General features: G+C 68.9%; 23 protein-coding genes and 5 tRNA genes. 6 read left to right on the top strand and 22 right to left on the bottom strand.

Translation table 11 applies throughout. From position 1 onward, the window contains the following. Positions 1-9: 9 nt before the first annotated feature. The 3 genes from rsmD to ACZ3IC_RS04225 form a co-directional block, all read right to left on the bottom strand. Complete coding sequence (gene rsmD / locus ACZ3IC_RS04215) at positions 10-594, bottom strand: 16S rRNA (guanine(966)-N(2))-methyltransferase RsmD (RefSeq protein WP_467412438.1); 585 nt, start codon at positions 592-594, stop codon at positions 10-12. Positions 595-729: 135 nt separating this feature from the next. Next, positions 730-3,015 carry an ATP-dependent DNA helicase RecG gene (gene recG, locus ACZ3IC_RS04220; protein WP_467412441.1) on the bottom strand — a complete coding sequence of 762 codons (2,286 nt, stop codon included), beginning with the start codon at positions 3,013-3,015 and terminating at the stop codon, positions 730-732. 338 nt (positions 3,016-3,353) lie between these two features. Then, positions 3,354-4,976: a DAK2 domain-containing protein gene (locus ACZ3IC_RS04225; RefSeq protein WP_467412444.1), complete on the bottom strand. Its 1,623-nt coding sequence runs from the start codon at positions 4,974-4,976 to the stop codon at positions 3,354-3,356. Positions 4,977-5,252: 276 nt separating this feature from the next. Here ACZ3IC_RS04225 and rpmB point away from each other — a divergent pair, with 276 nt between their 5' ends. Next, positions 5,253-5,438 (top strand): 50S ribosomal protein L28, encoded by a 186-nt coding sequence (gene rpmB / locus ACZ3IC_RS04230; protein WP_030928661.1) that lies wholly within the window; start codon positions 5,253-5,255, stop codon positions 5,436-5,438. Positions 5,439-5,524: 86 nt separating this feature from the next. On the opposite strand, the gene thiD is transcribed toward rpmB, so the two are convergent. Then, on the bottom strand, positions 5,525-6,331 hold the full coding sequence (gene thiD, locus ACZ3IC_RS04235; protein ID WP_467412446.1) for a bifunctional hydroxymethylpyrimidine kinase/phosphomethylpyrimidine kinase: 807 nt from the start codon (positions 6,329-6,331) through the stop codon (positions 5,525-5,527). 10 nt (positions 6,332-6,341) lie between these two features. Beyond that, positions 6,342-7,313, bottom strand: a complete 972-nt coding sequence (locus ACZ3IC_RS04240; protein ID WP_467412448.1) for a thiamine-phosphate kinase — start codon at positions 7,311-7,313, stop codon at positions 6,342-6,344. A 324-nt stretch (positions 7,314-7,637) separates the two neighbouring features. On the opposite strand from ACZ3IC_RS04240, the gene ACZ3IC_RS04245 reads away from it, so the two are divergent. Continuing rightward, on the top strand, positions 7,638-7,871 hold the full coding sequence (locus ACZ3IC_RS04245) for an Lrp/AsnC family transcriptional regulator (RefSeq protein ID WP_327370084.1): 234 nt from the start codon (positions 7,638-7,640) through the stop codon (positions 7,869-7,871). 20 nt (positions 7,872-7,891) lie between these two features. Next, on the top strand, positions 7,892-8,380 hold the full coding sequence (locus ACZ3IC_RS04250; protein WP_467412451.1) for a DUF3515 domain-containing protein: 489 nt from the start codon (positions 7,892-7,894) through the stop codon (positions 8,378-8,380). 52 nt (positions 8,381-8,432) lie between these two features. Here the strand turns inward: ACZ3IC_RS04250 and ACZ3IC_RS04255 are convergent, their stop codons facing one another. From ACZ3IC_RS04255 to ACZ3IC_RS04265, 3 genes are all read right to left on the bottom strand, one after another. Beyond that, entirely contained in the window at positions 8,433-9,590 is a 1,158-nt protein-coding gene (locus ACZ3IC_RS04255; RefSeq protein WP_467412452.1) for a D-alanine--D-alanine ligase family protein, read from the bottom strand. A gap of 105 nt (positions 9,591-9,695) precedes the next feature. After that, positions 9,696-10,706: an NAD(P)H-dependent glycerol-3-phosphate dehydrogenase gene (locus ACZ3IC_RS04260; RefSeq protein WP_467412454.1), complete on the bottom strand. Its 1,011-nt coding sequence runs from the start codon at positions 10,704-10,706 to the stop codon at positions 9,696-9,698. After that, the gene (locus ACZ3IC_RS04265) at positions 10,703-11,455 is read right to left on the bottom strand and encodes a lysophospholipid acyltransferase family protein (protein ID WP_467412455.1); all 753 of its coding nucleotides are present in this window, start codon (positions 11,453-11,455) and stop codon (positions 10,703-10,705) included. Before ACZ3IC_RS04265 ends, ACZ3IC_RS04260 begins: the two co-directional genes overlap by 4 nt. Positions 11,456-11,625: 170 nt before the next feature. Here ACZ3IC_RS04265 and cofC point away from each other — a divergent pair, with 170 nt between their 5' ends. Next, on the top strand, positions 11,626-12,309 hold the full coding sequence (cofC, locus tag ACZ3IC_RS04270; RefSeq protein WP_467412458.1) for a 2-phospho-L-lactate guanylyltransferase: 684 nt from the start codon (positions 11,626-11,628) through the stop codon (positions 12,307-12,309). A 10-nt stretch (positions 12,310-12,319) separates the two neighbouring features. Further along, positions 12,320-12,523: a hypothetical protein gene (locus tag ACZ3IC_RS04275; protein ID WP_467412460.1), complete on the top strand. Its 204-nt coding sequence runs from the start codon at positions 12,320-12,322 to the stop codon at positions 12,521-12,523. A 122-nt stretch (positions 12,524-12,645) separates the two neighbouring features. Here the strand turns inward: ACZ3IC_RS04275 and ACZ3IC_RS04280 are convergent, their stop codons facing one another. The 4 genes from ACZ3IC_RS04280 to leuC form a co-directional block, all read right to left on the bottom strand. After that, a complete protein-coding gene (locus ACZ3IC_RS04280; RefSeq protein ID WP_467412462.1) occupies positions 12,646-13,287 on the bottom strand; it encodes an HU family DNA-binding protein in 642 nt (213 codons plus the stop codon). A 143-nt stretch (positions 13,288-13,430) separates the two neighbouring features. Beyond that, entirely contained in the window at positions 13,431-13,658 is a 228-nt protein-coding gene (locus tag ACZ3IC_RS04285) for an SCO5555 family protein (RefSeq protein WP_093545158.1), read from the bottom strand. A gap of 104 nt (positions 13,659-13,762) precedes the next feature. Further along, positions 13,763-14,356: a 3-isopropylmalate dehydratase small subunit gene (gene leuD, locus ACZ3IC_RS04290; RefSeq protein ID WP_467412464.1), complete on the bottom strand. Its 594-nt coding sequence runs from the start codon at positions 14,354-14,356 to the stop codon at positions 13,763-13,765. A 5-nt stretch (positions 14,357-14,361) separates the two neighbouring features. Further along, a complete protein-coding gene (leuC, locus tag ACZ3IC_RS04295) occupies positions 14,362-15,786 on the bottom strand; it encodes a 3-isopropylmalate dehydratase large subunit (RefSeq protein ID WP_467412467.1) in 1,425 nt (474 codons plus the stop codon). 174 nt (positions 15,787-15,960) lie between these two features. Here leuC and ndgR point away from each other — a divergent pair, with 174 nt between their 5' ends. Further along, positions 15,961-16,677, top strand: coding sequence for an IclR family transcriptional regulator NdgR (ndgR, locus tag ACZ3IC_RS04300; protein ID WP_467412470.1), 717 nt, complete (start codon positions 15,961-15,963; stop codon positions 16,675-16,677). A gap of 148 nt (positions 16,678-16,825) precedes the next feature. On the opposite strand, the gene ACZ3IC_RS04305 is transcribed toward ndgR, so the two are convergent. The 10 genes from ACZ3IC_RS04305 to ACZ3IC_RS04350 all read right to left on the bottom strand — a co-directional run bounded on the left by ACZ3IC_RS04305 (position 16,826) and on the right by ACZ3IC_RS04350 (position 21,116). Beyond that, positions 16,826-16,898: transfer RNA gene (locus ACZ3IC_RS04305), tRNA-Glu, on the bottom strand. Positions 16,899-16,923: 25 nt separating this feature from the next. Then, positions 16,924-16,995, bottom strand: a tRNA-Gln gene (locus tag ACZ3IC_RS04310). Between the two features lie 12 nt (positions 16,996-17,007). Next, positions 17,008-17,080 (bottom strand) — tRNA-Glu (locus ACZ3IC_RS04315). A 60-nt stretch (positions 17,081-17,140) separates the two neighbouring features. Further along, a tRNA-Glu gene (locus tag ACZ3IC_RS04320) sits at positions 17,141-17,213 on the bottom strand. A 25-nt stretch (positions 17,214-17,238) separates the two neighbouring features. Then, a tRNA-Gln gene (locus tag ACZ3IC_RS04325) sits at positions 17,239-17,310 on the bottom strand. Positions 17,311-17,397: 87 nt separating this feature from the next. Continuing rightward, complete coding sequence (locus ACZ3IC_RS04330; protein WP_467412472.1) at positions 17,398-18,117, bottom strand: HAD family hydrolase; 720 nt, start codon at positions 18,115-18,117, stop codon at positions 17,398-17,400. 18 nt (positions 18,118-18,135) lie between these two features. Beyond that, entirely contained in the window at positions 18,136-18,312 is a 177-nt protein-coding gene (locus tag ACZ3IC_RS04335) for a hypothetical protein (protein ID WP_467412473.1), read from the bottom strand. Between the two features lie 109 nt (positions 18,313-18,421). Continuing rightward, complete coding sequence (gene gltX / locus ACZ3IC_RS04340; protein WP_467412475.1) at positions 18,422-19,933, bottom strand: glutamate--tRNA ligase; 1,512 nt, start codon at positions 19,931-19,933, stop codon at positions 18,422-18,424. After that, complete coding sequence (locus ACZ3IC_RS04345) at positions 19,926-20,702, bottom strand: fumarylacetoacetate hydrolase family protein (protein ID WP_467412478.1); 777 nt, start codon at positions 20,700-20,702, stop codon at positions 19,926-19,928. The genes gltX and ACZ3IC_RS04345 overlap by 8 nt, the downstream gene beginning before the upstream one ends. 231 nt (positions 20,703-20,933) lie before the next feature. Further along, positions 20,934-21,116, bottom strand: coding sequence for a hypothetical protein (locus ACZ3IC_RS04350; protein ID WP_467412479.1), 183 nt, complete (start codon positions 21,114-21,116; stop codon positions 20,934-20,936). Between the last annotated feature and the right edge of the window lie 395 nt (positions 21,117-21,511).

Raw genomic sequence — 21,511 nt, forward strand, 5'->3', positions numbered from 1 at the left:
CCGGTCCGGTCATCGTGCGTCTTCGCACGTAGAGGCGGCGCGACCGTACCAAAGCGTTCCCTCGCCATAGCGACGGGCCCGCAGTGGCTCGAATCCCTTGGGCCAGTTGAATTCTCCGCCTCTGGTGCTGCGTTCCACGGTGACGAGCGCATCGGCTGTGAGCCACCCCTGGGTACGGAGTGTGAGCAGTATCTCGCCAAGATCGTTGTCGGTCACGGCGTACGGCGGGTCCAGGAACAACACGTCGTACGGCTCCGCGGGCGCCGGACCCGTCACGATCTGTTCCGCTTTGCCGGTTCGGACTTCGGCGCCGGGCAGGCCGAGTGTGCGGACGTTGTCCCGGACGGTGCGGACGGCCCTGGGGTCGGCCTCGACGAGCAGCGCGTGGACCGCGCCGCGGGAGAGCGCCTCCAGGCCGACGGCGCCGGAGCCCGCGTACAGATCTGCGATACGGGTGCCGTGGAGGCTGCCCATAAGGGCTTCCCAGGTGGAGAAGAGGCCCTCGCGCGCACGGTCGGAGGTGGGGCGGGTGCCGGTGCCGGGCGGGACGGCCAAGCGGCGTCCGCCGGCCGAGCCGGCGATCACGCGGGTCATGGGTGTCTGGTCCTCGGTTCGTGGGTGGCCCACAGGGTGCTGCGGCGCCATGCCACCCACGATATGGCGTCGTGACGGATCGAGCCCGCGCACCCGTCGTCCCTTGTAGACCCCGGTCACTCCTGTCAGCCCTTGTCAGCCCTTGTCGAGGTACTCCTCGCGCTCCTTGTCGAGCAGCGCGTCCAGCGCGATCCGCAACTCGGGCAGGTGCTCCAGCTCCGGGTCGGTGGCGACGATCGCCACGGCCTCCTCGCGGGCGGCGACGATGACCTCCTCGTCATCGATGACGGTGAGCATCCGCAACGAGGAGCGGACCCCGGACTGGGCCTGGCCGAGGACATCGCCCTCGCGTCGTTGTTCGAGGTCGATCCGGGACAGCTCAAAGCCGTCGAGTGTGGCGGCGACGGCGGAGAGCCTGGCACGCGCGGGGCTGGCCTCGTGGGCCTCGCTGACCAGCAGACAGAGTCCGGCGGCGGAGCCGCGGCCGACCCGGCCGCGCAATTGGTGCAGCTGGGAGACCCCGAACCGGTCGGCGTCCATGATCACCATGGCGGTGGCGTTGGGGACGTTGACCCCGACCTCGATGACGGTGGTGGCGACGAGGACGTCGACCTGGCCCGCGGCGAAGCGGCGCATCACGTCGTCCTTGTCGTCGGGGTTCATCCTGCCGTGCAGCACCTCGATGCGCAGACCGGCGAGCGGGCCCTTGGCGAGCTGTCCGGCGATGTCCAGGACGGCGAGCGGCGGGCGCTTCTCGCCGTCGTCCTCAGCCGCCTTCTTCTTACTTTTCTTGCCCGCCGCCTCGTCCTCGGCGTCGTCGCCGATGCGGGGACAGACCACATAGGCCTGGTGCCCTTTCTCCACTTCTTCCCGGACCCGTTCCCAGGCGCGGCTGAGGAAGTGCGGCTTGTCCTTGGCGGGTACGACATGGCTGGCGATCGGTGAGCGGCCGGCCGGGAGCTGGTCCAGTACGGAGGTCTCCAGGTCGCCGAAGACGGTCATGGCGACCGTACGGGGGATGGGGGTGGCGGTCATGACGAGCAGGTGCGGCGGCCTCCTGTCCCCCTGGGAGTTCTCCTTGGACCGAAGAGCATCGCGCTGTTCCACCCCGAAGCGGTGCTGTTCGTCGACCACGACCAGACCCAGGTCGTGGAACTGCACCTTGTCCTCGATCAGCGCATGCGTGCCGATCACGATCCCGGCCTCGCCGGTGACGAGGTCGAGCAATGCCTGGCGGCGGGCCGCGACCCCCATGGAGCCGGTGAGCAGTACCACCTTCGTGCCCTGCTCGGAGCCACCGAGCGCTTGCCCGTCGCCCGACCGCCGCCCCTCCTGAGCAGGCGCTTCGCGCCACAGTCCCCAGTTCTCGGCCAGCTCGCCCATCATCTCGGTGATGGAGCGGTGGTGCTGCTGGGCGAGCACTTCGGTGGGCGCGAGCATGGCGGCCTGCCCGCCCGCGTCGACGACGCCGAGCATCGCGCGCAGCGCGACCATGGTCTTTCCGCTGCCCACCTCGCCCTGGAGGAGCCGGTGCATCGGGTGCTCGGTCGCCAGGTCATCGAAGATCTCCTTGGAGACCTTCTGCTGTCCTTCGGTGAGGGTGAAGGGCAGCTTGGCGTCGAAGGTGTCCAGCAGCCCGCCGGGCGTGGGTCTGCGGGCCACGGCCGGGAGTTGGGTGTCGGCGTATCTGCGGCGGGCCAGCGCGACCTGGAGGACGAAGGCCTCGTCCCATTTCAGCCGGTCCCTGGCCTGTGCGATGTCTGCCTTCGTCTGCGGGCGGTGGACCTTGAGCAGCGCTTCGGGGAGCGGGGTGAATCCGCGGCCCTCGCGCAGGCTCGGCGGCAGCGGGTCGACGGCCTCACGCGCGCTGGGCAGCACGGTGTCGACGGCCTTGGCGATCCGCCACGAGTCCATTTGCTTGCAGGCCGGGTAGATCGGCAGCAGCCGCCCGGCGAAGGCGTCCACCGCTTCCGTGGCGTCGGCCCCGTCGATGGACTCGGTGTCCAGCAGCTGGTACGTGGGGTGGGCCAGCTGCATCTTCCGGTTGAAGACGGAGACCTTGCCCGCGAACATCGCCCGCCGGCCGGGCAGCAGCTCCTTGTGCGGCTTGTGGACACCGTGGCCGAAGAAGACCAGCTGGAGGCGGCCGTTGCCATCGGTGAGAGTCACTTCGAGGCGCTTGCCGCGGCCGTTGTTGAACATCATGACGCGGGCGTCTGCGACCTGCGCGACCACCGTCACATGCTCGTCCAGCGGGAGGTCGGCCAGCGCCGTGAGCCGGCCGCGCTCCTCGTACCGCCGCGGGTAGTGATGCAGCAGATCACCGACCGTGTGCAGGTCGAGGTGGTCGGCCATCACCTTCGCGGTGGCTCCGCCGAGCAGCTTCTTGAGGGGTTCATCGAACGCAGACACGCGATCCATTGCACACCACACCACTGACAGATGTCCGGCGGGCACCACGCGGAACGCCGGAATCCCCTGTCAGAATTGTCGCCACACCCCCAGGATCGGCTCCCACGCTTCCGGCTCGCGATCACCTTCCACGGGATCGCCCGACTCGCGCCGTCGCAGGTGCCTCGCCCGGCGAGGCACAGGTATTCCCACCGCCACGCCGCGCACGATGCTGCCGTGGCTGTCGGCGGGCATTCCCGGCTCGCTGCGCGGCAGCGCGGCGCGCGCCCGGCTCGTACTGCACCATCTCAATCCGCTGATCCGGCGGGTCAGTTCGCTGGACGGCCCGGAGTCGGCCGCGCGCCGTCCTACTCCACCCCGATCAGCAGCGGAGCACACTGGTGACCGCCGCGGTACACCACCGTGTCGACCGCCAGGTAGCCCTCGCGTACGTGCTCCTCCAGCGCGTCCGCGAGGCTGTCGGGGACGTCCTCGCCCAGGACCAGGGTGACCAGTTCGCCGCCCGCCGCCAGCATGCGGTCCAGCACGTTCCGGGCCGTTTCCGGTACGTCCTCGCCGATGACCGCGACATCGCCGTCGATCAGGCCCAGGATGTCCCCGGCCTGGCAGATGCCCGCCATGGTCCAGGACTGCCGCTCGGCGACGGCCAGTTCGGCGTAGCGGGTGGCGCCGGCCGCGGCGGTCATCGCCACCACGTCCTCGTCGAAGCTGCGGTCGGGTTCGTGGACGGCGAGGGCCGCGATGCCCTGGACGGCGGCCCGGGTCGGGATCAGCGCGACCCTGACTCCCTCCGCGCGGGCTTGTTCGGCGGCGGCAGCGGCGGTGTGGCGAAGCTCCACGTCGTTGGGCAGGAGAACCACCTCGCGGGCGTGCGCCCGGCGGATCGCGTCGACCAGTTCACCGCTGGCGGGCGGCTCCCCGGGGCGCGCCAGGACCGTCGTCGCCCCGGCCTCCTTGCACAGGCCGCGGAGCCCGTCGCCGGGGACCACCACGACGACCGCGCGCTGCGCGGGCTCGGTATGGGGGTGCACCCGGTCCGCGCCGAAGTGGGTGATCCGGATGCGGTACGGCCGCCCCGCCTCGACGCCGGCCTCCACCGCCGCACCGGCGTCGTCGACATGCACATGGACGTTCCACAGCCCGTCGCCGCCCACCACCACAAGGGAGTCGCCGAACCCGTCGAGCCGGGTCCGCAACCGGTCCACGGCCTCGTCCGCGGCCTCCAGCAGGTAGATGACCTCGAAGGCCGGTCCGCCTTCCACGCATTCCTCCGGCACGGGAAATACGGGAACGAAGGGCGCGGGCACGGCCACGTCCGTACGCTCGGGCGCCTGCCCGGAGACCGCTTCGACGAGCGCCCCCAGGACCGTCACCAGCCCCCGCCCCCCGGCGTCCACGACGCCTGCCCGTCCCAGGACCGCGAGCTGTCCGGGGGTCGCTTCCAGGGCCGTCCGCGCCCCCTCGTACGCCGCCCGCGCGACCGCCGTGGTTTCGGCGGCGTCCGCCGTGCGTCCGGCGGCCTCGGCGGCTGCGGTGGCCACCGTGAGCACGGTGCCCTCGACAGGGTGGGCGACGGCCTGCCGGGCGGCGGTGGCGGCCCTGGTGAGCGCACGGCGCAGATGGTCGGCGTCATGCCCGTCGGCCAGTACCTCTGCCATTCCGCGCAGCAGCTGGGCCAGGATCGTGCCGGAGTTTCCGCGGGCACCGATCAGTGCTCCGTGCGCCATGGCCCGTACCGCGTCGGCTGCGACGGGCAGGGTCGTACCGGTCTCGTGTGCGGCGAAAACCGCTTCGACGGCCTGGGTCGCGGACTCCACGGTCAGATAGAGGTTCGTGCCGGTGTCCCCGTCGGCGACGGGGTAGACGTTGATCGCGTCGATCGCCTCGCGCTCCCGGCCCAGCGCCTCCAGGGCCAGTGAGCACCAGGTACGCACCGCGACGGCGCCCATGTCGTCGGCGGTCTGCGGCACCTGTCGGTCCTCCTCGAAATCGGCCGTGGGTGGCCGGCTGCACCGCAGAGTAGTCCCCGTGTGCCGGGTCCGGCGGGGACAGGGGGTCCGGCGGAAACAGGGGCGGGACGGGGGCGGCGAAACCCATGGTAGTTTCGTTCTGCCGACGCAGCCGTTGTATGCTGCTTCGGTTGCCCGGCGAGAGTCGGGCCATTCCTCCGGTACCGCCACTTCAGTCAAATGAATCCGGCGCGCCGGAATTCACTGTAAGTGCACCTGAAGTCTTTGGAGTGACCCGTGGCTGCCAACTGCGACGTCTGCGGCAAGGGGCCGGGCTTCGGCAACAACATTTCGCACTCGCACCGCCGTACGTCCCGTCGCTGGAATCCCAACATCCAGCGCGTGCGTGCCGTGGTCGGTCGGACGCCGAAGCGGCTCAACGTCTGCACCTCGTGCATCAAGGCCGGCAAGGTCGCGCGCTGACGTTCCCGTCGTAGCGCAGCCTTCCGGTTGCCCAAAAAGCCGGTCCACTTCGGTGGACCGGCTTTTTGCTGTGCGCTTCGGCGCGCTCAGGCGGTGCGCGTCCGCCAGCCGTGGTCGACCGGGCCGATCCCGGCGCCCAGCGGGAAGCCCGCTGCGATCGCCCCGGCGACGTACGCCTTCGCACCCCGTACCGCCGTGGGTACATCCTGTCCCAGGGCCAGTCCGCAGGCGATCGCCGAGGCGAGTGTGCAGCCGGTGCCGTGGGTGTGCCGGTTGTCGTGCCTCGGTGCGCGCAGCCAGTGTTCCTCGGTGCCGTCCGTCAGCAGGTCGACGGGCTCGCCCGGCAGATGCCCGCCCTTGATGACGGCCCAGCGCGGTCCGAAGTCCAGCACCGCGGTGGCGGCCTGCCGCATTCCGGCCTCGTCCGTGACGCTGACGCCGGTGAGTTGCGTCACCTCGTCCAGGTTCGGAGTGGCGACCGTGGCGACGGGCAGCAGTTTCGTCCGTACGGAATCGAGCGCCTCGGCGGCCAGCAGCGGGTCTCCGTGCTTGGAGACCGCGACAGGGTCCACGACGACCGGGGCGTCGGTGCCGGCGAGGAGTTCGGCCACGGTCTCCACGAGGGCGGCCGACGACAGCATGCCGGTCTTCACCGCGCGCACACCGATGTCGTCCACCACGCTGCGGTACTGGGCACGTACGGCCTCGACGGGCAGCTCCCAGGCGCCCTGCACCCCCAGCGAGTTCTGGGCCGTGACGGCGGTCAGCACACTCATTCCATGCACGCCGAGCGCCAGCATGGTCTTCAGATCGGCCTGAATGCCCGCGCCGCCGCCGGAATCGGATCCGGCGACGGTGAGCACTCGGGCGGGTACGGCAGCAGAGAAGGGCATACGCCGAAATCTACTGGGCGTCCTCGATGTCCCCGAAATGGTCCCAGCCGCTCTTGCTGGTCCACGGCGCCCCGTCGACCGTCACCTGCGGCAGCGCCGAAGGGTTGAGGACCTCGCCGATGACCTTCCAGCGGGCGGGCAGCTTCACGTCCGGTGGGAAGGTGGCGACGATCGCGTGGTCCTCTCCCCCGGTCAGCACCCACTGCAGCGGGTCCACGCCGACGGCCTGCCCGATGTCGGACATCTGCGAGGGGATGTCGATGAGTCCGGAGCGCAGGTCGATCCGGACCTTGCTGGCCGCGGCGATGTGCCCGAGGTCGGCGACGAGTCCGTCGCTGACGTCCGTCATCGCGGTGGCGCCGAGCCCGGCGGCCGCGGGGCCTGCGTGGTACGGCGGTTCGGGCCGCCGGTGGGCCTCGACGAAGGCGCGGGGCGAGCGGAAGCCGCGGGAGAGCACGGCGTATCCGGCGGCGGACCAGCCGAGCCAGCCGGTGACGGCGACGACGTCGCCGGGCTGGGCGCCGGACCGGGTGACCGGTTCGTGGTTGCGCAGATCGCCGAGCGCGGTGATCGAGACGGTGATCGTCTCGCCGCGCACCACATCGCCGCCGACCACGGCCGCACCCGCGACCTGACACTCGTCACGGATGCCGTCCATCAGCTCGCCGGCCCAGGTGACCGGGAGTTCGGCGGGGACGACCAGACCGAGCAGCAGCGCGGTGGGCACGGCGCCCATGGCAGCGATGTCGGCGAGGTTCTGGGCGGCGGCCTTGCGGCCGACGTCGTACGCCGTCGACCAGTCGCGACGGAAGTGCCGCCCCTCCAACAGGATGTCCGTACTGGCCACGACCCTGCGGTCGGGAGCGGACACGACCGCGGCGTCGTCGCCGGGGCCGAGCCGTACCGCCGGAGTGGTGGTGAGCCGGGAAGTCAGCTCCTTGATGAGCCCGAACTCCCCCAACTCGCCCACGGTTCCCTTCACCGAGTCTCACCTCTCATCTATCGCCCCGGACGATCATCCGGGCTGCTTCAGCGGCCGGGGGTCCGGATCGTGGACCGGCCGCCGCCGCAGGGAGCAGTCTGCACCGGTTTCCCATCGGCACGCCCGTCCCCCCTTCGCACCGCTGCGCTTGCGGTCGCGGGCCGTCACTGCTGTCGGTACTGTCAAGAGTTACGTCAACCTGTGTCTTGTGTACGCCACGCTGTGGGCGTCAACCGCCCCGTAGGTCTCCCCGCGGCCCGCGGCAACGCGATACCGTGGCGTCCCTTTCTCCCACATGATCCTCGTGGCCGCCCTGGAGGTTCCGTGGTACAGGCGTACATCCTTATTCAGACCGAGGTGGGCAAGGCGTCGACCGTCGCCGAGACCATTGCCAAAATTCCGGGAGTGATCCAGGCAGAGGACGTCACCGGCCCCTACGACGTGATCGTGCGCGCACAGGCCGACACAGTCGATGAACTCGGCCGCATGGTGGTCGCCAAGGTCCAGCAAGTGGAAGGCATCACCCGAACCCTGACCTGCCCGGTCGTTCATCTGTAGTCCCCGTCTACGCTGGGCCGGTGACATCTTCGCGCCGCCGGTTCCGCCGCCCCCTGTTTCTCGGTCCGTCCATTGCCGCGCTTTTGCTGACCGTGGCGGGCTGCTCCTCAACGGACGCCGCGGCGTCGATCACGGTTCCCACGCCGTCACCGGAAGCCGCAGCCTACTGCCGTGCACTGGACAAGGAACTGCCGCAGACCGTTGCCGGACTTGACCGCGGTGACACCGGGCCGGATTCCGAACTGACCGCCGCTTGGGGGGACGGAGCGATCGTACTGCGCTGCGGTGTCCCCCGGCCCGCGAAGATGGACGACCCCTCGGCGAAGGGAGTCGAGGCGGACGGCGTCAACTGGCTGCTGGAGCAACCGGAAGACGCCGGTCCGCGTTTTACGACGACCTACCGCAAGGCGTACGTGGAGGTGAGTCTGTCGACGGCGTACGCGCATGACGCGAGCCCGTTGGCCGCGTTCGGCCCGGCCGTCCGGAAGACGATTCCCAGCAGCCTGTAGGGAGTGCGCTCCCGCCCGGGAGCGCACACCCTGCGGCGCGGGTCCCGTCTTCTCAGCGCAGGCCGGTCGACCGGTTCAACGCGGCCTGGATCAGCCGGTCCACCAGCTCCTGGTAGCTCACACCGCTCTCCTGCCACATCCGCGGGTACATGGAGATCGGGGTGAAGCCCGGCAGGGTGTTGATCTCGTTGATCACGAAGCCGCCGTCCTCGGTGAGGAAGAAGTCGGCGCGCACCAGGCCCTCGCAGGACGCGGCCTCGAAGGCGTCGACCGCCAGCCGCTGGACCTCGGCCGTCTGCTCCTCGGTGAGCGGTGCGGGCACGATCCCGGAGGCCGCGTCGATGTACTTGGCCTCGAAGTCGTAGAAGTCGTGCGAGGTCACCGGCGGGATCTCGGCGGGCACGCTGGCGCGCGGGCCGTCCTCGAACTCCAGCACCCCGCACTCGATCTCGCGGCCCCGCAGCAGCGACTCGACCAGGAACTTGGGATCGTGGCGGCGGGCTTCCTCGATCGCCTCGTCGAGACCGGACAGGTTGTCGACCTTGGTGATGCCGATCGACGAGCCGGCCCGGGCGGGCTTGATGAAGAGCGGCCAGCCGTGGTCACCGGCGAAGTCCACGATGCGCTTGCGGACAGCGGAAGGGTCCGTGTCCCATTCGCGGGGGCGAACCACGACGTACGGGCCGACCGGCAGCCCGAACGAGGTGAAGACCCTCTTCATGTACTCCTTGTCCTGGCCGACCGCCGAGGCGAGCACACCGGCGCCCACGTACGGCACGCCGGAGAGCTCCAGGAGCCCCTGAAGGGTGCCGTCCTCGCCGTACGGACCGTGCAGCACGGGAAAGACGACGTCGACCTCGCCGAGCGCCTTGGGGACCGAGCCGGGCTCGCTGTACACCACTTCACGGATGCCGGGGTCGACGGAGAGCACCACGCCGCCCTCGGTGGACTCGGCCAGCTGGGCCACGTCCGGCATCTTCCGGTCCGTGATGGCCATGCGTTCGGGCTCGTCTGCGGTGAGCGCCCAGCGGCCGTCCGTCGTGATGCCGATCGGCAGGACGTCGTACTTGGTCCGGTCGATGGCGTTCAGGACGGCACCGGCCGTGACGACCGAGATGCCGTGTTCGGAGCTGCGGCCGCCGAACACGACGGCCACGCGCGGCTTGCGGAGCTGCTGCTCCGGGCTCTGGGGGAGGTTCTCGCTGCTCATATCGCGTTGAGCGTACCTGCTGGTACCACTCCGGTCAGCGTGGCCGGACCCGCTGGGGCGGTGACCGCGAACACTCACCGCCCCGACAGGCCCCAGGGCCTGTCGTCAGCGCCGCTCGGGCTTCGCGCTGCGCGACATCAGCTCGCCCAGCGCGACCATCGGCGGCTTGCCCTCGTGGACGATGCCGACGACCGTCTCGGTGATGGGCATGTCGACGCCGTGCCTGCGCGCCAGATCGAGCACCGACTCACAGGACTTGACGCCCTCGGCGGTCTGCTTGGTGACGGCGATCGTCTCCTGGAGCGTCATTCCGCGGCCGAGGTTGGTGCCGAAGGTGTGGTTGCGCGAGAGCGGCGAGGAGCAGGTCGCCACCAGGTCGCCGAGGCCCGCGAGTCCGGAGAAAGTCAGCGGGTCGGCGCCCATGGCGAGGCCGAGGCGAGTCGTCTCGGCGAGACCCCGGGTGATGAGCGAGCCCTTGGCGTTGTCGCCCAGACCCATGCCGTCGGCGATGCCGACGGCGAGACCGATGACGTTCTTGACCGCGCCGCCGAGCTCGCAGCCGACCACATCGGTGTTGGTGTACGGGCGGAAGTACGGGGTGTGGCAGGCGGTCTGGAGGCGCTGGGCCACGAACTCGTCCTGGCAGGCGACAACGGCCGCGGCGGGGCGGCGTTCGGCGATCTCCTTGGCCAGGTTGGGGCCGGTGATGACGGCGACGCGGTCCGCGGAGACCTTGGTGACGTCCTCGATGACCTCGCTCATCCGCTTCGCGGTGCCGAGTTCGACGCCCTTCATCATGGAGACGAGGACGGTGTCGGAGCCAAGGTGCGGGGCCCAGTCGACGAGGTTGGCGCGCAGTGTCTGCGAGGGCACCACGAGCACGGCGAAGTCGGCGCCGTGCAGCGCCTCGGCGGCGTCGGTGGTGGCCCGGATCGACGTGGGAAGTTCAATTCCCGGCAGATAGTCCGGGTTGGTACGGGTCGTGTTGATGGCCTCGGCGACTTCGGCGCGGCGGCCCCAGAGGGTGACGTCGCAGCCGGCGTCGGCGAGAACCATGCCGAAGGCCGTACCCCATGAGCCGGTTCCGAAGACGGCTGCCTTTGCGGGGTGCGTCACTTGAATCCCTTTCCTTCGGCCTTGCGCCGCTGTTCTGCACGCGCCTTGCGGTGGTCGTACGGCTCCACGGGGGCCTTCTCGCCCCGTACGGTCTCCAGCTGCGCGGTCACCGCGGCCATGATGGCCTCGGTCGCCTCGCGCAGGAGATCGGGCGTCGGCTCCCTGTCGTAGAACCGGGACAGGTCGACGGGCGGTCCGGCCTGTACCCGGAGGGTCTTGCGGGGGAAGAGCCGGAGCTTGTTCTCCTTGGCGTACGGCGGCATCACCAGGTTGGCGCCCCACTGGGCGACCGGGATGACCGGGGCCTTCGTCATCAACGCGACGCGGGCGGCACCGGTCTTGCCGGCCATCGGCCACATGTCGGGGTCGCGGGTGAGGGTGCCCTCCGGGTAGAAGGCGACGCATTCACCGCGCTCGATGGCGTCGACGGCGGCCCGGAAGGCGTCCAGCGCATTGGTCGTCTCGCGGTACACGGGGATCTGTTTGGTGCCGCGCAGCATCATTCCGACGAAGGGGGTCTTGAAGAGGCCCGCCTTCGCGAGAAGTCGCGGCACGCGTCCGGTGTTGTACTGGAAGTGACCGTAGGAGAGCGGGTCCAGATACGAGTTGTGATTGACCGCAGTGATGAATCCGCCGTCGGCCGGAATGTGTTCCATTCCCCGCCAGTCACGCTTGAACAGAACCACCAGCGGCGGTTTTGCGATGACCGCCGCCAGGCGGTACCAGAAGCCGATTCTGCGGCGGGACACTCGGACACCTTCCTGTAAGGACCTGACTGCTGCCTGTCCGGATCTGACTGCTGCCTGGCTACCGACGGTCAAGTCTCGCCCCAGGCCCCTGCTCTGTCGAGAACACCGTACGCCCCGCTTTCGGGACCGACCCTCCAGGTTCTCGCACCGGCAGGCGAGAATAAGCGGCGATGCCCATCGAGAGGGAGATCGCCACGAACACCGCCCCGGCCGGTCCTTGGACCCTGGTCGTCCCGTTGAAGCCCCTGGCGCGGGCCAAGAGCAGGCTCGCGCCGGCCGCGGGCGCCGCGCTGCGCCCGCGGCTGGCCCTCGCCTTCGCCCGGGACACCGTGACCGCCGCCCTGTCCTGCCCGGCGGTACGGGATGTGGTGGTCGTCACGGACGACACGGAGGCCGGGGCCGCGCTGGCGGCCCTCGGGGCGCGCATCGCCCCCGACGAACCGGACGACGGGCTCAACGCCGCCCTGGCACACGGTGAGCGGACCGTGCGGGCCCAGCGGCCCGGGGCGGCGGTAGCCGCTCTCAACGCGGATCTGCCCGCGCTGCGCCCCGGAGAATTGGCCAGAGTGCTCGCTTTTTCCGCCGCATTTCCCCGCGCATTTGTCACCGACGCGGCGGGAATCGGTACAACATTTCTTTCGGCTGCACCGGGAGTGGAATTGCGTCCGGTTTTCGGTGGCCCTTCCCGGGCCCGGCATCTGGAATCTGGAGCGGTGGAAATCACTCTGACCGGCATCGATTCGGTCCGCCAGGACGTGGACACCGGCGACGATCTCCGGGCGGCGCTGGCCCTCGGCGTCGGCCCGCACACGGCGGGACGCTGGGCCGCGGGAGTCCCCTCGCTGGACCGATAGGCTGCCGTTCATGCAGGCGACCTCGTACACGTACGACCCCGAGACCCGCACCGGCAGTGTGCTGCTCGACGACGGCACCCCGGTGGAATTCGACGCCCGGGCCTTCGACGCCGGCGGTCTGCGGCTGCTGCGTCCGGGCCAGCGGGTGCGGATCGAGGGCGTCGGCGAAGGTGCGGATCTGCGGATCACCCTGGTGACTCTGCAGACGCTCTGAACCCTGATGACCCCGCGGACGGCCTGAACGGCTCCGCGCGCACCGCCCGGATCAGCCCGCGGGCCGGGCTCCCCGAGGGGAACCCGGCCCGGCGCGTGTGAGCAGCCCTGCGTTGCTCGGCCTCACTTCTTCCGTGCAGTGGCCTTCTTCGCCGTGGTCTTGCGCGCCGTGGTCTTCTTTGCGGGCGCCTTCTTCGCCACGGCCTTCTTGGCGGGCGCGGTCTTCTTGGCGGCCGTGGTCTTCTTGGCCGCCGCCGTGGTCTTCTTGGCTGCCGCGGTGGTCTTCTTCGCGGCGGCCTTCTTGGCGGCGGTGGTCTTCGCCGCGGTCACGGCCTTCTTCGCCACGGCCTTCTTCACCACGGCCTTCTTCGCCACGGCCTTCTTCGCGGCGGCCTTCTTGGCGGCGGCCTTGGTCGTCGCACGGCCGGCACCGCCCGTGAGGCTGCCCTTGGGCGCCTTCTTCACGGCCACATCGTGCTTGGGGAGCTTCTTCGAGCCGCTCACCAGGTCCTTGAAGCCCTGTCCCGCGCGGAAACGGGGCACCGAGGTCTTCTTGACCCGCACCCGCTCACCCGTCTGCGGGTTGCGGGCGTAGCGGGCGGGGCGGTCGACCTTCTCGAACGAGCCGAAGCCGGTGACCGATACACGGTCCCCCGCGACAACCGCACGGACGATCGCGTCGAGCACCGCATCGACGGCGTCTGCGGCCTGCTGACGGCCGCCGACCTTGTCGGCAATCGCTTCTACGAGCTGCGCCTTGTTCACGTCTTCCCCTTCGGAGACATTGCCAGAACGAAAGTGTTCAAGCGTTTTCGCACGTTAGGTAGATATATACCGCAAATCAAACACGAAACGGGCTAATCACCCTAGTGCCGCAACGAAGTCGACCGCTGCGTAGTTCCGCAGAGTCAGTCACCTTCGGGGAATCGGCCCTCATCGAGGTCCTTCATCAACCGGTCCAGACGCCTTGCCGCATCCGGGAGATCGTGCTTAGCCGCGGCCGTGATGACCAACAGCTTCCGGGACAGCGCCATCCTTACGCCCTCCGGGACTTGCAGTGTGCGCACTCTTGTGTGCGCTTCCTTCAATCGGTCGGCGACTTGGCCGTAAAGCTTGAGTTGGCTGTCGCGTTCCATGCACCGATTGTGCCATCTGAGGCGAGTTGTCGCCCGACGGGGTCTCAACAAGCGACTGCGCCCCCTACCAGAAGGTAGGGGGCGCAGTCCTGGAAACGCGCTGCTCAGGCGTTAATTGTACGCGGCTTGAAGGTCGGCCTTAGCACCTCATAAGTCGCAATGTCCGCTTCGTTCCGAAGGGTGAGACTGATGTCGTCCAGCCCGTTCAGCAGTCGCCAGCGGGCGTTCTCGTCAAGCTCGAAATCGGCCGTGATGCCCTCGGCACGGACCTGGCGCGCCTCCAGGTCGACGGTGATCTCGGCCGCAGGGTCAGCCTCGGTCAGCTCCCAGAGCGCGTCGACGGCCTTCTGGTCGAGAACGACGGTCAACAGCCCGTTCTTCAGCGAGTTGCCGCGGAAGATGTCGGCGAACCGGGAGGAGATGACGGCCTTGAAACCGTAGTTCTGCAGCGCCCACACGGCGTGCTCGCGGGACGATCCGGTGCCGAAATCGGGACCGGCCACCAGCACCGTGGCACCGCTGCGCTCCGGGCGGTTGAGGACGAAGTTCTCGTCCTTGCGCCAGGCCTCGAAGAGTCCGTCCTCGAAGCCGTCGCGGGTGACCTTCTTCAGCCAGTGGGCGGGGATGATCTGGTCGGTGTCGACGTTGCTGCGGCGCAGCGGGACGGCCCGGCCGGTGTGTGTGGTGAAAGCTTCCATGATTCTCAGACTCCGGCGGGCGTACGAGCGTCGGACAGGTCGGCCGGCGAGGCGAGGTGGCCCAGCACGGCGGTGGCGGCGGCGACCTGCGGGGAGACCAGGTGCGTACGACCTCCCTTGCCCTGCCGGCCCTCGAAGTTGCGGTTCGAGGTGGAGGCCGAGCGCTCGCCGGGGGCCAGCTGGTCGGGGTTCATACCGAGACACATCGAGCAGCCGGCGTGCCGCCATTCGGCACCAGCGGCGGTGAAGACCTTGTCCAGGCCCTCCTCGACGGCCTGCAGAGCGACCCGGACGGAGCCCGGAACGACCAGCATCCGTACGCCTCTCGCGACTTTGCGGCCGTCCAGGATCGCGGCCGCGTTACGCAGGTCCTCGATCCGGCCGTTGGTGCAGGAACCTACGAACACGGTGTCCACGTTGATCTCGCGCAGCGGCTGTCCGGCGGTCAACCCCATGTATTCCAGGGCCTTTTCGGCGGCGTCCCGCTCCGAGGCGTCCTCGTACGAAGCCGGGTCGGGGACGTTTGCCGACAGGGGCGCGCCCTGGCCGGGGTTGGTGCCCCAGGTGACGAACGGTGCCAGTGCGGCGGCGTCGATGACGACCTCGGCGTCGAAGACCGCGTCGTCGTCGGTACGCAGCGTCTTCCAGTACGCGACGGCGGCGTCCCAGTCCTCGCCCTGCGGGGCGTGGTCGCGGCCCTCCAGGTAGTCGAAGGTGGTCTCGTCCGGGGCGATCATGCCTGCCCGGGCGCCGGCCTCGATCGACATGTTGCAGATGGTCATCCGGGCTTCCATCGAGAGCTTCTCGATGGCCGGGCCACGGTATTCGAGGATGTAGCCCTGGCCGCCGCCGGTGCCGATCCGGGCGATGATCGCGAGGATCAGATCCTTGGCGGTGACACCATCGGGCAGTTCGCCGTCGATGGTGATCGCCATGGTCTTCGGACGGGCCATCGGCAGTGTCTGGGTGGCCAGGACGTGCTCGACCTGGCTGGTGCCGATGCCGAACGCCAGCGCGCCGAAGGCTCCGTGTGTGGACGTGTGGGAGTCGCCGCAGACGACCGTGGTACCGGGCTGGGTCAGACCCAGCTGTGGGCCGACCACGTGCACGACGCCCTGCTCGACGTCACCCAGCGGGTGCAGCCGTACGCCGAACTCCGCGCAGTTCTTGCGCAGGGTCTCCAACTGGGCGCGGGAGACGGGGTCCGCGATCGGCTTGTCGATGTCGAGGGTCGGGGTGTTGTGATCCTCGGTGGCGATGGTGAGGTCGAGTCGCCGCACTTTGCGTCCGGCCTGCCGCAGGCCGTCGAAGGCCTGGGGGCTGGTCACCTCGTGCAGCAGGTGCAGATCGATGAAGAGGAGGTCGGGCTCACCTTCGGCGCGCCGGACGACATGGTCGTCCCAGACCTTCTCCGCGAGTGTCCTACCCATCGCTTTCCCTCCGGCCGGCGTCTTCGCCGACCCAACTAGAGATTCGGTGCGCCGCCGTCCGGACCCCCGTGCGGGGCGGTGGCTACGGGCCGTTGTGTGGCCGCCCGTACAGATTCGCAACTTCCGCCGAAAATTGAACTTGCGTTTCACAGAGTGAGACGGGAGTATCGTCGTATGGACAACTCTAGCGGCGTCGGCGTTCTCGACAAGGCAGCTCTGGTATTGAGCGCCCTGGAGTCCGGTCCGGCCACCCTCGCCGGGCTGGTCGCGGCGACCGGGCTCGCACGACCCACGGCACATCGACTGGCCGTGGCACTGGAACACCACCGGATGGTGGCGAGGGATATGCAGGGCCGTTTCATTCTCGGCCCCCGGCTGGCGGAGCTCGCGGCGTCGGCGGGCGAGGACCGCCTGCTGGCCACGGCGGGACCGGTGCTCACCCACCTCCGCGACATCACAGGCGAGAGCGCGCAGCTCTACCGGCGACAGGGCGAGATGCGGATCTGCGTGGCGGCTGCGGAGCGGCTGTCCGGTCTGCGGGACACCGTGCCGGTCGGCTCCACACTCACCATGAAGGCCGGATCGTCGGCCCAGATCCTGATGGCCTGGGAGGAGCCGGAACGCCTGCACCGCGGCCTCCAGGGCGCCCGCTTCACGGCAACGGCGCTCTCGGGCGTACGGCGCAGGGGCTGGGCCCAGTCGATCGGCGAGCGCGAGCCGGGCGTCGCCTCGGTCTCGGCGCCGGTGCGCGGCCCCTCCAACCGGGTGGTCGCCGCCGTCTCGGTCTCCGGACCGATCGAGCGACTGACCCGGCACCCGGGCCGGATGCACGCCCAGGCGGTCATCGACTCGGCGGCACGGCTCAGCGAGGCCCTGCGCCGCACCGGCTGACGTCCGCAACTTCCCTCGGCCGCCCCAGCGTCGCGGCGGCCTCCACCAAGTCACCGTCCGGGCCCCGGAGATGACGGGGAGACATACCTCAAGGACAAGCAGAAGGGCCCCTCACCGAGGTGAAGGGCCCTTCTCTGTCGCTCTGTTGTACCCCCGACCGGATTCGAACCGGCGCTACTGCCGTGAGAGGGCAGCGTGCTAGGCCGCTACACAACGGGGGCTTGTTACTTCTGTTGCATTTCTGCGCTGGGCTACCAGGACTCGAACCTAGAATGACGGTACCAGAAACCGTAGTGTTGCCAATTACACCATAGCCCATGGTGTTACAAGTACCCCCGACCGGATTCGAACCGGCGCTACTGCCGTGAGAGGGCAGCGTGCTAGGCCGCTACACAACGGGGGCCCTAGCGATCCTGCATCGAGAACGTGGGTGCGACCCAGATGATCTCGCGGGAAGGATCTGTACCCCCGACCGGATTCGAACCGGCGCTACTGCCGTGAGAGGGCAGCGTGCTAGGCCGCTACACAACGGGGGCTTGTTACTTCTGTTGCATTTCTGCGCTGGGCTACCAGGACTCGAACCTAGAATGACGGTACCAGAAACCGTAGTGTTGCCAATTACACCATAGCCCACCAAAACTCAACCCCTTTAAGGGGTTTTGTTCTGCTTGCGCTTCCCGTTCGGATCTTTCGTTCCGCTCGGGCGGCGCAGGAAGAACATTACCCGAAGGTGTCCGGCGCTCCAAAACGGGTATTGCCCGCCAGCAGGCCGGGCAACTGACCGAGCCCGTTGATACGGACGAGTTCGGGCCGCCCGCCGCGTCCGCCCCGGTCCAGCCAGATCCCCATCAGCCCTGCGGCGACCGCGCCCCCCGCGTCGATGTCCGGCTCGTCCCCCACGTACGCGACCTCCTGCGGCTCCAGCGCCAGCGCATCGCAGGCGGCGTGGAAGGCACCGGCCTCGGGCTTGGAGACGCCCAGTTCCACAGCGCACACCACGGCCTCGAACCGGTCCCGCACACCGAGCGTGCGCAGCTTCCGGTCCTGGTTGTGGATGCTGGAGTTCGACAGCACCCCATGCCGGAACCCGTCAGCCAACAGATCCAGAACGGGCAGCACATCGGGGAAGAGCGACCAGGCGGCCTCGTAATGGGCCGCGTGCCGACCAAACCAGTCGTCGGCCTCGGCATCGTCCAGGGCCCGCGAGACGAACTCCCGGACCCGGTCCCGGCGCTGCCCCTGGAAGTCCGTCTCCCCGGCGGCAAACCGCGCCCAGTGCACATCGGTGATCGCCCGCCACGCTGCGAGGGCCTGCTCGACGGAGTCGTATCCGTCGGGCAGGCCCTCCTGTTCGAGATGCTTGCTCATGCCGACGCGGTCGGCGCCCGTGTAGTCGAAGATCGTGTCGTCGATGTCCCAGAGGACCGCGCGGATCGTCATGCGGCCCAGCCTAGGGTCCTACGCTGCGAGCGCGGTGGGCTTCGCGGTGCTCCGCAGGCCGATGAAGACAATCTTCAGGTCGTCGATCTCCTCGGGGGTGAACAGGTCGTCCGGGCCACCGGGCGCCCGGTCGTGGAAGGGACTGCCGGCTTCGTACAGGTCTCCGCGGTCGAGCAGACCACGCTTCGTGACCACGTCGACAATGAGTGTGACGAAGTCCAGCTGACCGGCGCCCGGAACAAATGAATACCGATGGGGTGGCTGCTCGGCGAGAGCAGCCACCCCATCGTGTGACGCGAAACCGCTACGCGGCCAGCTTGGCCAGGGCGGCGTCGATGCGGGCCAGGGTCTTCTCGCGGCCCAGGATCTCCAGGGACTCGAAGAGCGGCAGGCCGATCGTGCGGCCGGTGACCGCTACGCGGACCGGGGCCTGGGCCTTGCCGAGCTTCAGGCCGTGCTCCTCGCCCGCGGTGAGGATGGCGTTCTTCAGGGCGTCCGCGTTCCACTCGGCGTCGGCCAGCTTGGCGCGGGCCGTGACGAGCAGGGCGTCGGAGCCCTCCTTCATCGCCTTGGTCCAGGACGCCTCGTCGGTGGCCGGCTCGTCGAGGAAGAGGAAGTCAACGTTGACCGTGATGTCCGAGAGGACCGTGACGCGGGTCTGGGCGTGCGGGGCGATCGCCGCGAACTGCTCGGCGTCGAAGGACTCCGGGGCCCACGGGGCGAACGGCGCCTTCAGCCAGGGGCCGCAGGCCTCGGTGAACGTCTTCACGTCGAGCATGCGGATGTGCTCGGCGTTGATGTGCTCGCACTTCTTGAGGTCGAAGCGCGCCGGGTTGGCGTTGACGTCCTTGATGTCGAACGCGGCCACCATCTCCTCGATGGAGAAGATGTCGCGGTCCTCGGCGATCGACCAGCCCAGCAGGGAGAGGTAGTTGAGCAGCCCCTCGGGCAGGAAACCTCGCTCGCGGTAGAGGTTGAGCGAGGCCTGCGGGTCACGCTTGGAGAGCTTCTTGTTGCCCTCGCCCATGACGTACGGGAGGTGACCGAACGCGGGGGTGTCCTTGGCGATGCCCAGCTCGATGAGCGCCTTGTAGAGGGCGAGCTGGCGCGGGGTGGAGGAGAGAAGGTCCTCGCCGCGCAGCACGTGGGTGATCTCCATCAGCGCGTCGTCGACCGGGTTGACCAGCGTGTAGAGCGGGGCGCCGTTGGCGCGGACGATGCCGTAGTCCGGCACGTTCTCCGGCTGGAAGGTCAGCTCGCCGCGGACCAGGTCGGTGAAGGTGAGCGCCTCGTCGGGCATCCGGAAGCGGACGATGGAGGTGCGGCCCTCGGCCGCGTACGCGGCGATCTGCTCAGTCGTGAGGTCGCGGCAGTGGCCGTCGTAGCCGGACGGCTTGCCGGCGGCGCGGGCGGCGTCGCGGCGGGTGTCGAGCTCCTCGGTGGTGCAGTAGCAGTGGTACGCGTACCCGCCCGCGAGGAGCTTCTCGGCGACATCCTTGTAGATGTCCATGCGCTGCGACTGGCGGTACGGGGCGTGCGGGCCGCCGACCTCGGGGCCCTCGTCCCAGTCGAAGCCGAGCCAGCGCATCGAATCCAGGAGCTGGTTGTAGGAGTCCTCGGAGTCGCGGGCCGCATCGGTGTCCTCGATGCGGAAGACCATGGTGCCGCCGTGGTGCCGGGCGAAGGCCCAGTTGAACAGGGCGGTGCGGACCAGTCCCACATGGGGGTTGCCGGTCGGAGAGGGACAGAAACGTACACGGGGGGGCACCCCGTGCTCGAGCGGAGCCGAGAGCTTGGGGGAGGGTGCGTTAACCACGCTTGATCACCTTGTTGGTGAGAGTGCCGATGCCTTCGATGGTGACGGCGACCTCGTCGCCGACATGGAGGGGTCCGACCCCTGCGGGAGTTCCGGTGAGGATCACATCGCCCGGGAGCAGCGTCATGGCTTCCGTGATGTGGACGACCAGATCCTCGATCGAGCGGATCATGTCGCTCGTACGGCCCAGTTGGCGTTGCTCGCCGTTGACCGTGGCCTGAATGGTCAGGTCGCTGGGGTCGAGGTCGGTCTCCACCCAGGGGCCCAGCGGGCAGGAGGTGTCGAAGCCCTTGGCCCGGGCCCACTGCTTCTCGCGCTTCTGGGCATCGCGGGCGGTGACGTCATTGGCGCAGGTGTAGCCGAAGATGACGTCCTTCACGCGCTCACGCGGCACTTCTCGGCACATGCGGCCGATGACCACGGCCAGTTCGGCCTCGTGGTGGAGCTCGTTGGAGAAGGAGGGGTACTCAATGGCGTCGCCGGAGCCGATCACCGAGGTGGTGGGCTTGAAGAAGGCGACGGGGACGTCCGGTACCTCGTTGCCGAGTTCCGCGGCGTGCTCCGCGTAGTTGCGGCCGATGCCGACGACCTTGTTGGGGAGCACGGGCGGCAGGAGGCGGACCTTGCTCAGCGGGACCTTGGTGCCGGAGAGCTCGAACTCGGCGTACGGAATGCCCTTGATGATGTCGAGGACGAGACCATCGGGCTCGTCGCCCTCGACGGCACCGAAGGCGACATTGCCGTCGATGGAGAACCTGGCGATGCGCACGGGATGCTGTCGCCTCTCACTTGCTGGCTGAAGACTGACGCTTCAGGCTAACGCGGGTGAGGGGGGGCGACGCGCGCTGGACCCACCGACCATCGGAGGGCGGGAGGAGGAGCGGGGGCCGGTGTGTGCGGCTGCAAGGCGGGGAGGGAGGTAACGCGGAGCGTTGTTGACTGACGGCAACGCCGCAGATGGGTGTGCCGACCTTCGCGACGCCGCCCCCGCCGGCCGGTCCTATTGCGTGGCTGCGGCCGGGGCTTGCATGAGGATGGTGCGGCGGGGGTTGGCCGTCTGGGTGGGCAGGTCGATGGCATGTTCCGGCACTTCCGGCGTCTGCAGCTCGTCGGCGTCCTCGAGGTGAGCCAGCGTGGTGCGCCGGGGGTTGGCGATATTGCGGAACATCGTCGTCGTCTTCATCTGCCGTGAGGACCCTGTCGGTACGGGCGCTGCCCGGAGGGGCGCCGGTTGTCGGATTTGCCATCACTGTAAAGCGTCAGGCTAAACATTCAATTCCCTCCGGAAGCCCGGATGAGACCGCGATCATCATGTGAGTTTGCTCACGATCGCGTCGACAATTGCCTTATTTCGGACGGTCGACCACCTCGACAGAAACGGACATTGCAGCACTGAATGATCCATTCCGCTCCTGATCATGTCGACTGGGACACCTTTCACTCTCCGCCGATTCACGCGTAATCGCCCACTTTGCCCTCGAACACGCTCCACGGCTTGTTACTCATCCATCACAACGCGTCACCCGGCTCGCGGCCCGGCGCTGGGCCCTTGTTGGAGATCCGGCACTGTGCTGGAAT

This window comes from Streptomyces sp. NPDC002958 (assembly GCF_055563255.1).

Bases quoted from the DNA above. Each gene is read 5' to 3' on its own strand.
- rsmD (WP_467412438.1), bottom strand. From the start codon at position 594: ATGACCCGCGTGATCGCCGGCTCGGCCGGCGGACGCCGCTTGGCCGTC.
- recG (WP_467412441.1), bottom strand. From the start codon at position 3,015: ATGGATCGCGTGTCTGCGTTCGATGAACCCCTCAAGAAGCTGCTCGGC.
- thiD (WP_467412446.1), bottom strand. From the start codon at position 6,331: ATGCCCTTCTCTGCTGCCGTACCCGCCCGAGTGCTCACCGTCGCCGGA.
- ACZ3IC_RS04255 (WP_467412452.1), bottom strand. From the start codon at position 9,590: ATGAGCAGCGAGAACCTCCCCCAGAGCCCGGAGCAGCAGCTCCGCAAG.
- cofC (WP_467412458.1), top strand. From the start codon at position 11,626: ATGCCCATCGAGAGGGAGATCGCCACGAACACCGCCCCGGCCGGTCCT.
- ACZ3IC_RS04275 (WP_467412460.1), top strand. From the start codon at position 12,320: ATGCAGGCGACCTCGTACACGTACGACCCCGAGACCCGCACCGGCAGT.
- ACZ3IC_RS04285 (WP_093545158.1), bottom strand. From the start codon at position 13,658: ATGGAACGCGACAGCCAACTCAAGCTTTACGGCCAAGTCGCCGACCGA.
- leuD (WP_467412464.1), bottom strand. From the start codon at position 14,356: ATGGAAGCTTTCACCACACACACCGGCCGGGCCGTCCCGCTGCGCCGC.
- leuC (WP_467412467.1), bottom strand. From the start codon at position 15,786: ATGGGTAGGACACTCGCGGAGAAGGTCTGGGACGACCATGTCGTCCGG.
- ndgR (WP_467412470.1), top strand. From the start codon at position 15,961: ATGGACAACTCTAGCGGCGTCGGCGTTCTCGACAAGGCAGCTCTGGTA.
- ACZ3IC_RS04330 (WP_467412472.1), bottom strand. From the start codon at position 18,117: ATGACGATCCGCGCGGTCCTCTGGGACATCGACGACACGATCTTCGAC.
- ACZ3IC_RS04350 (WP_467412479.1), bottom strand. From the start codon at position 21,116: ATGAAGACGACGACGATGTTCCGCAATATCGCCAACCCCCGGCGCACC.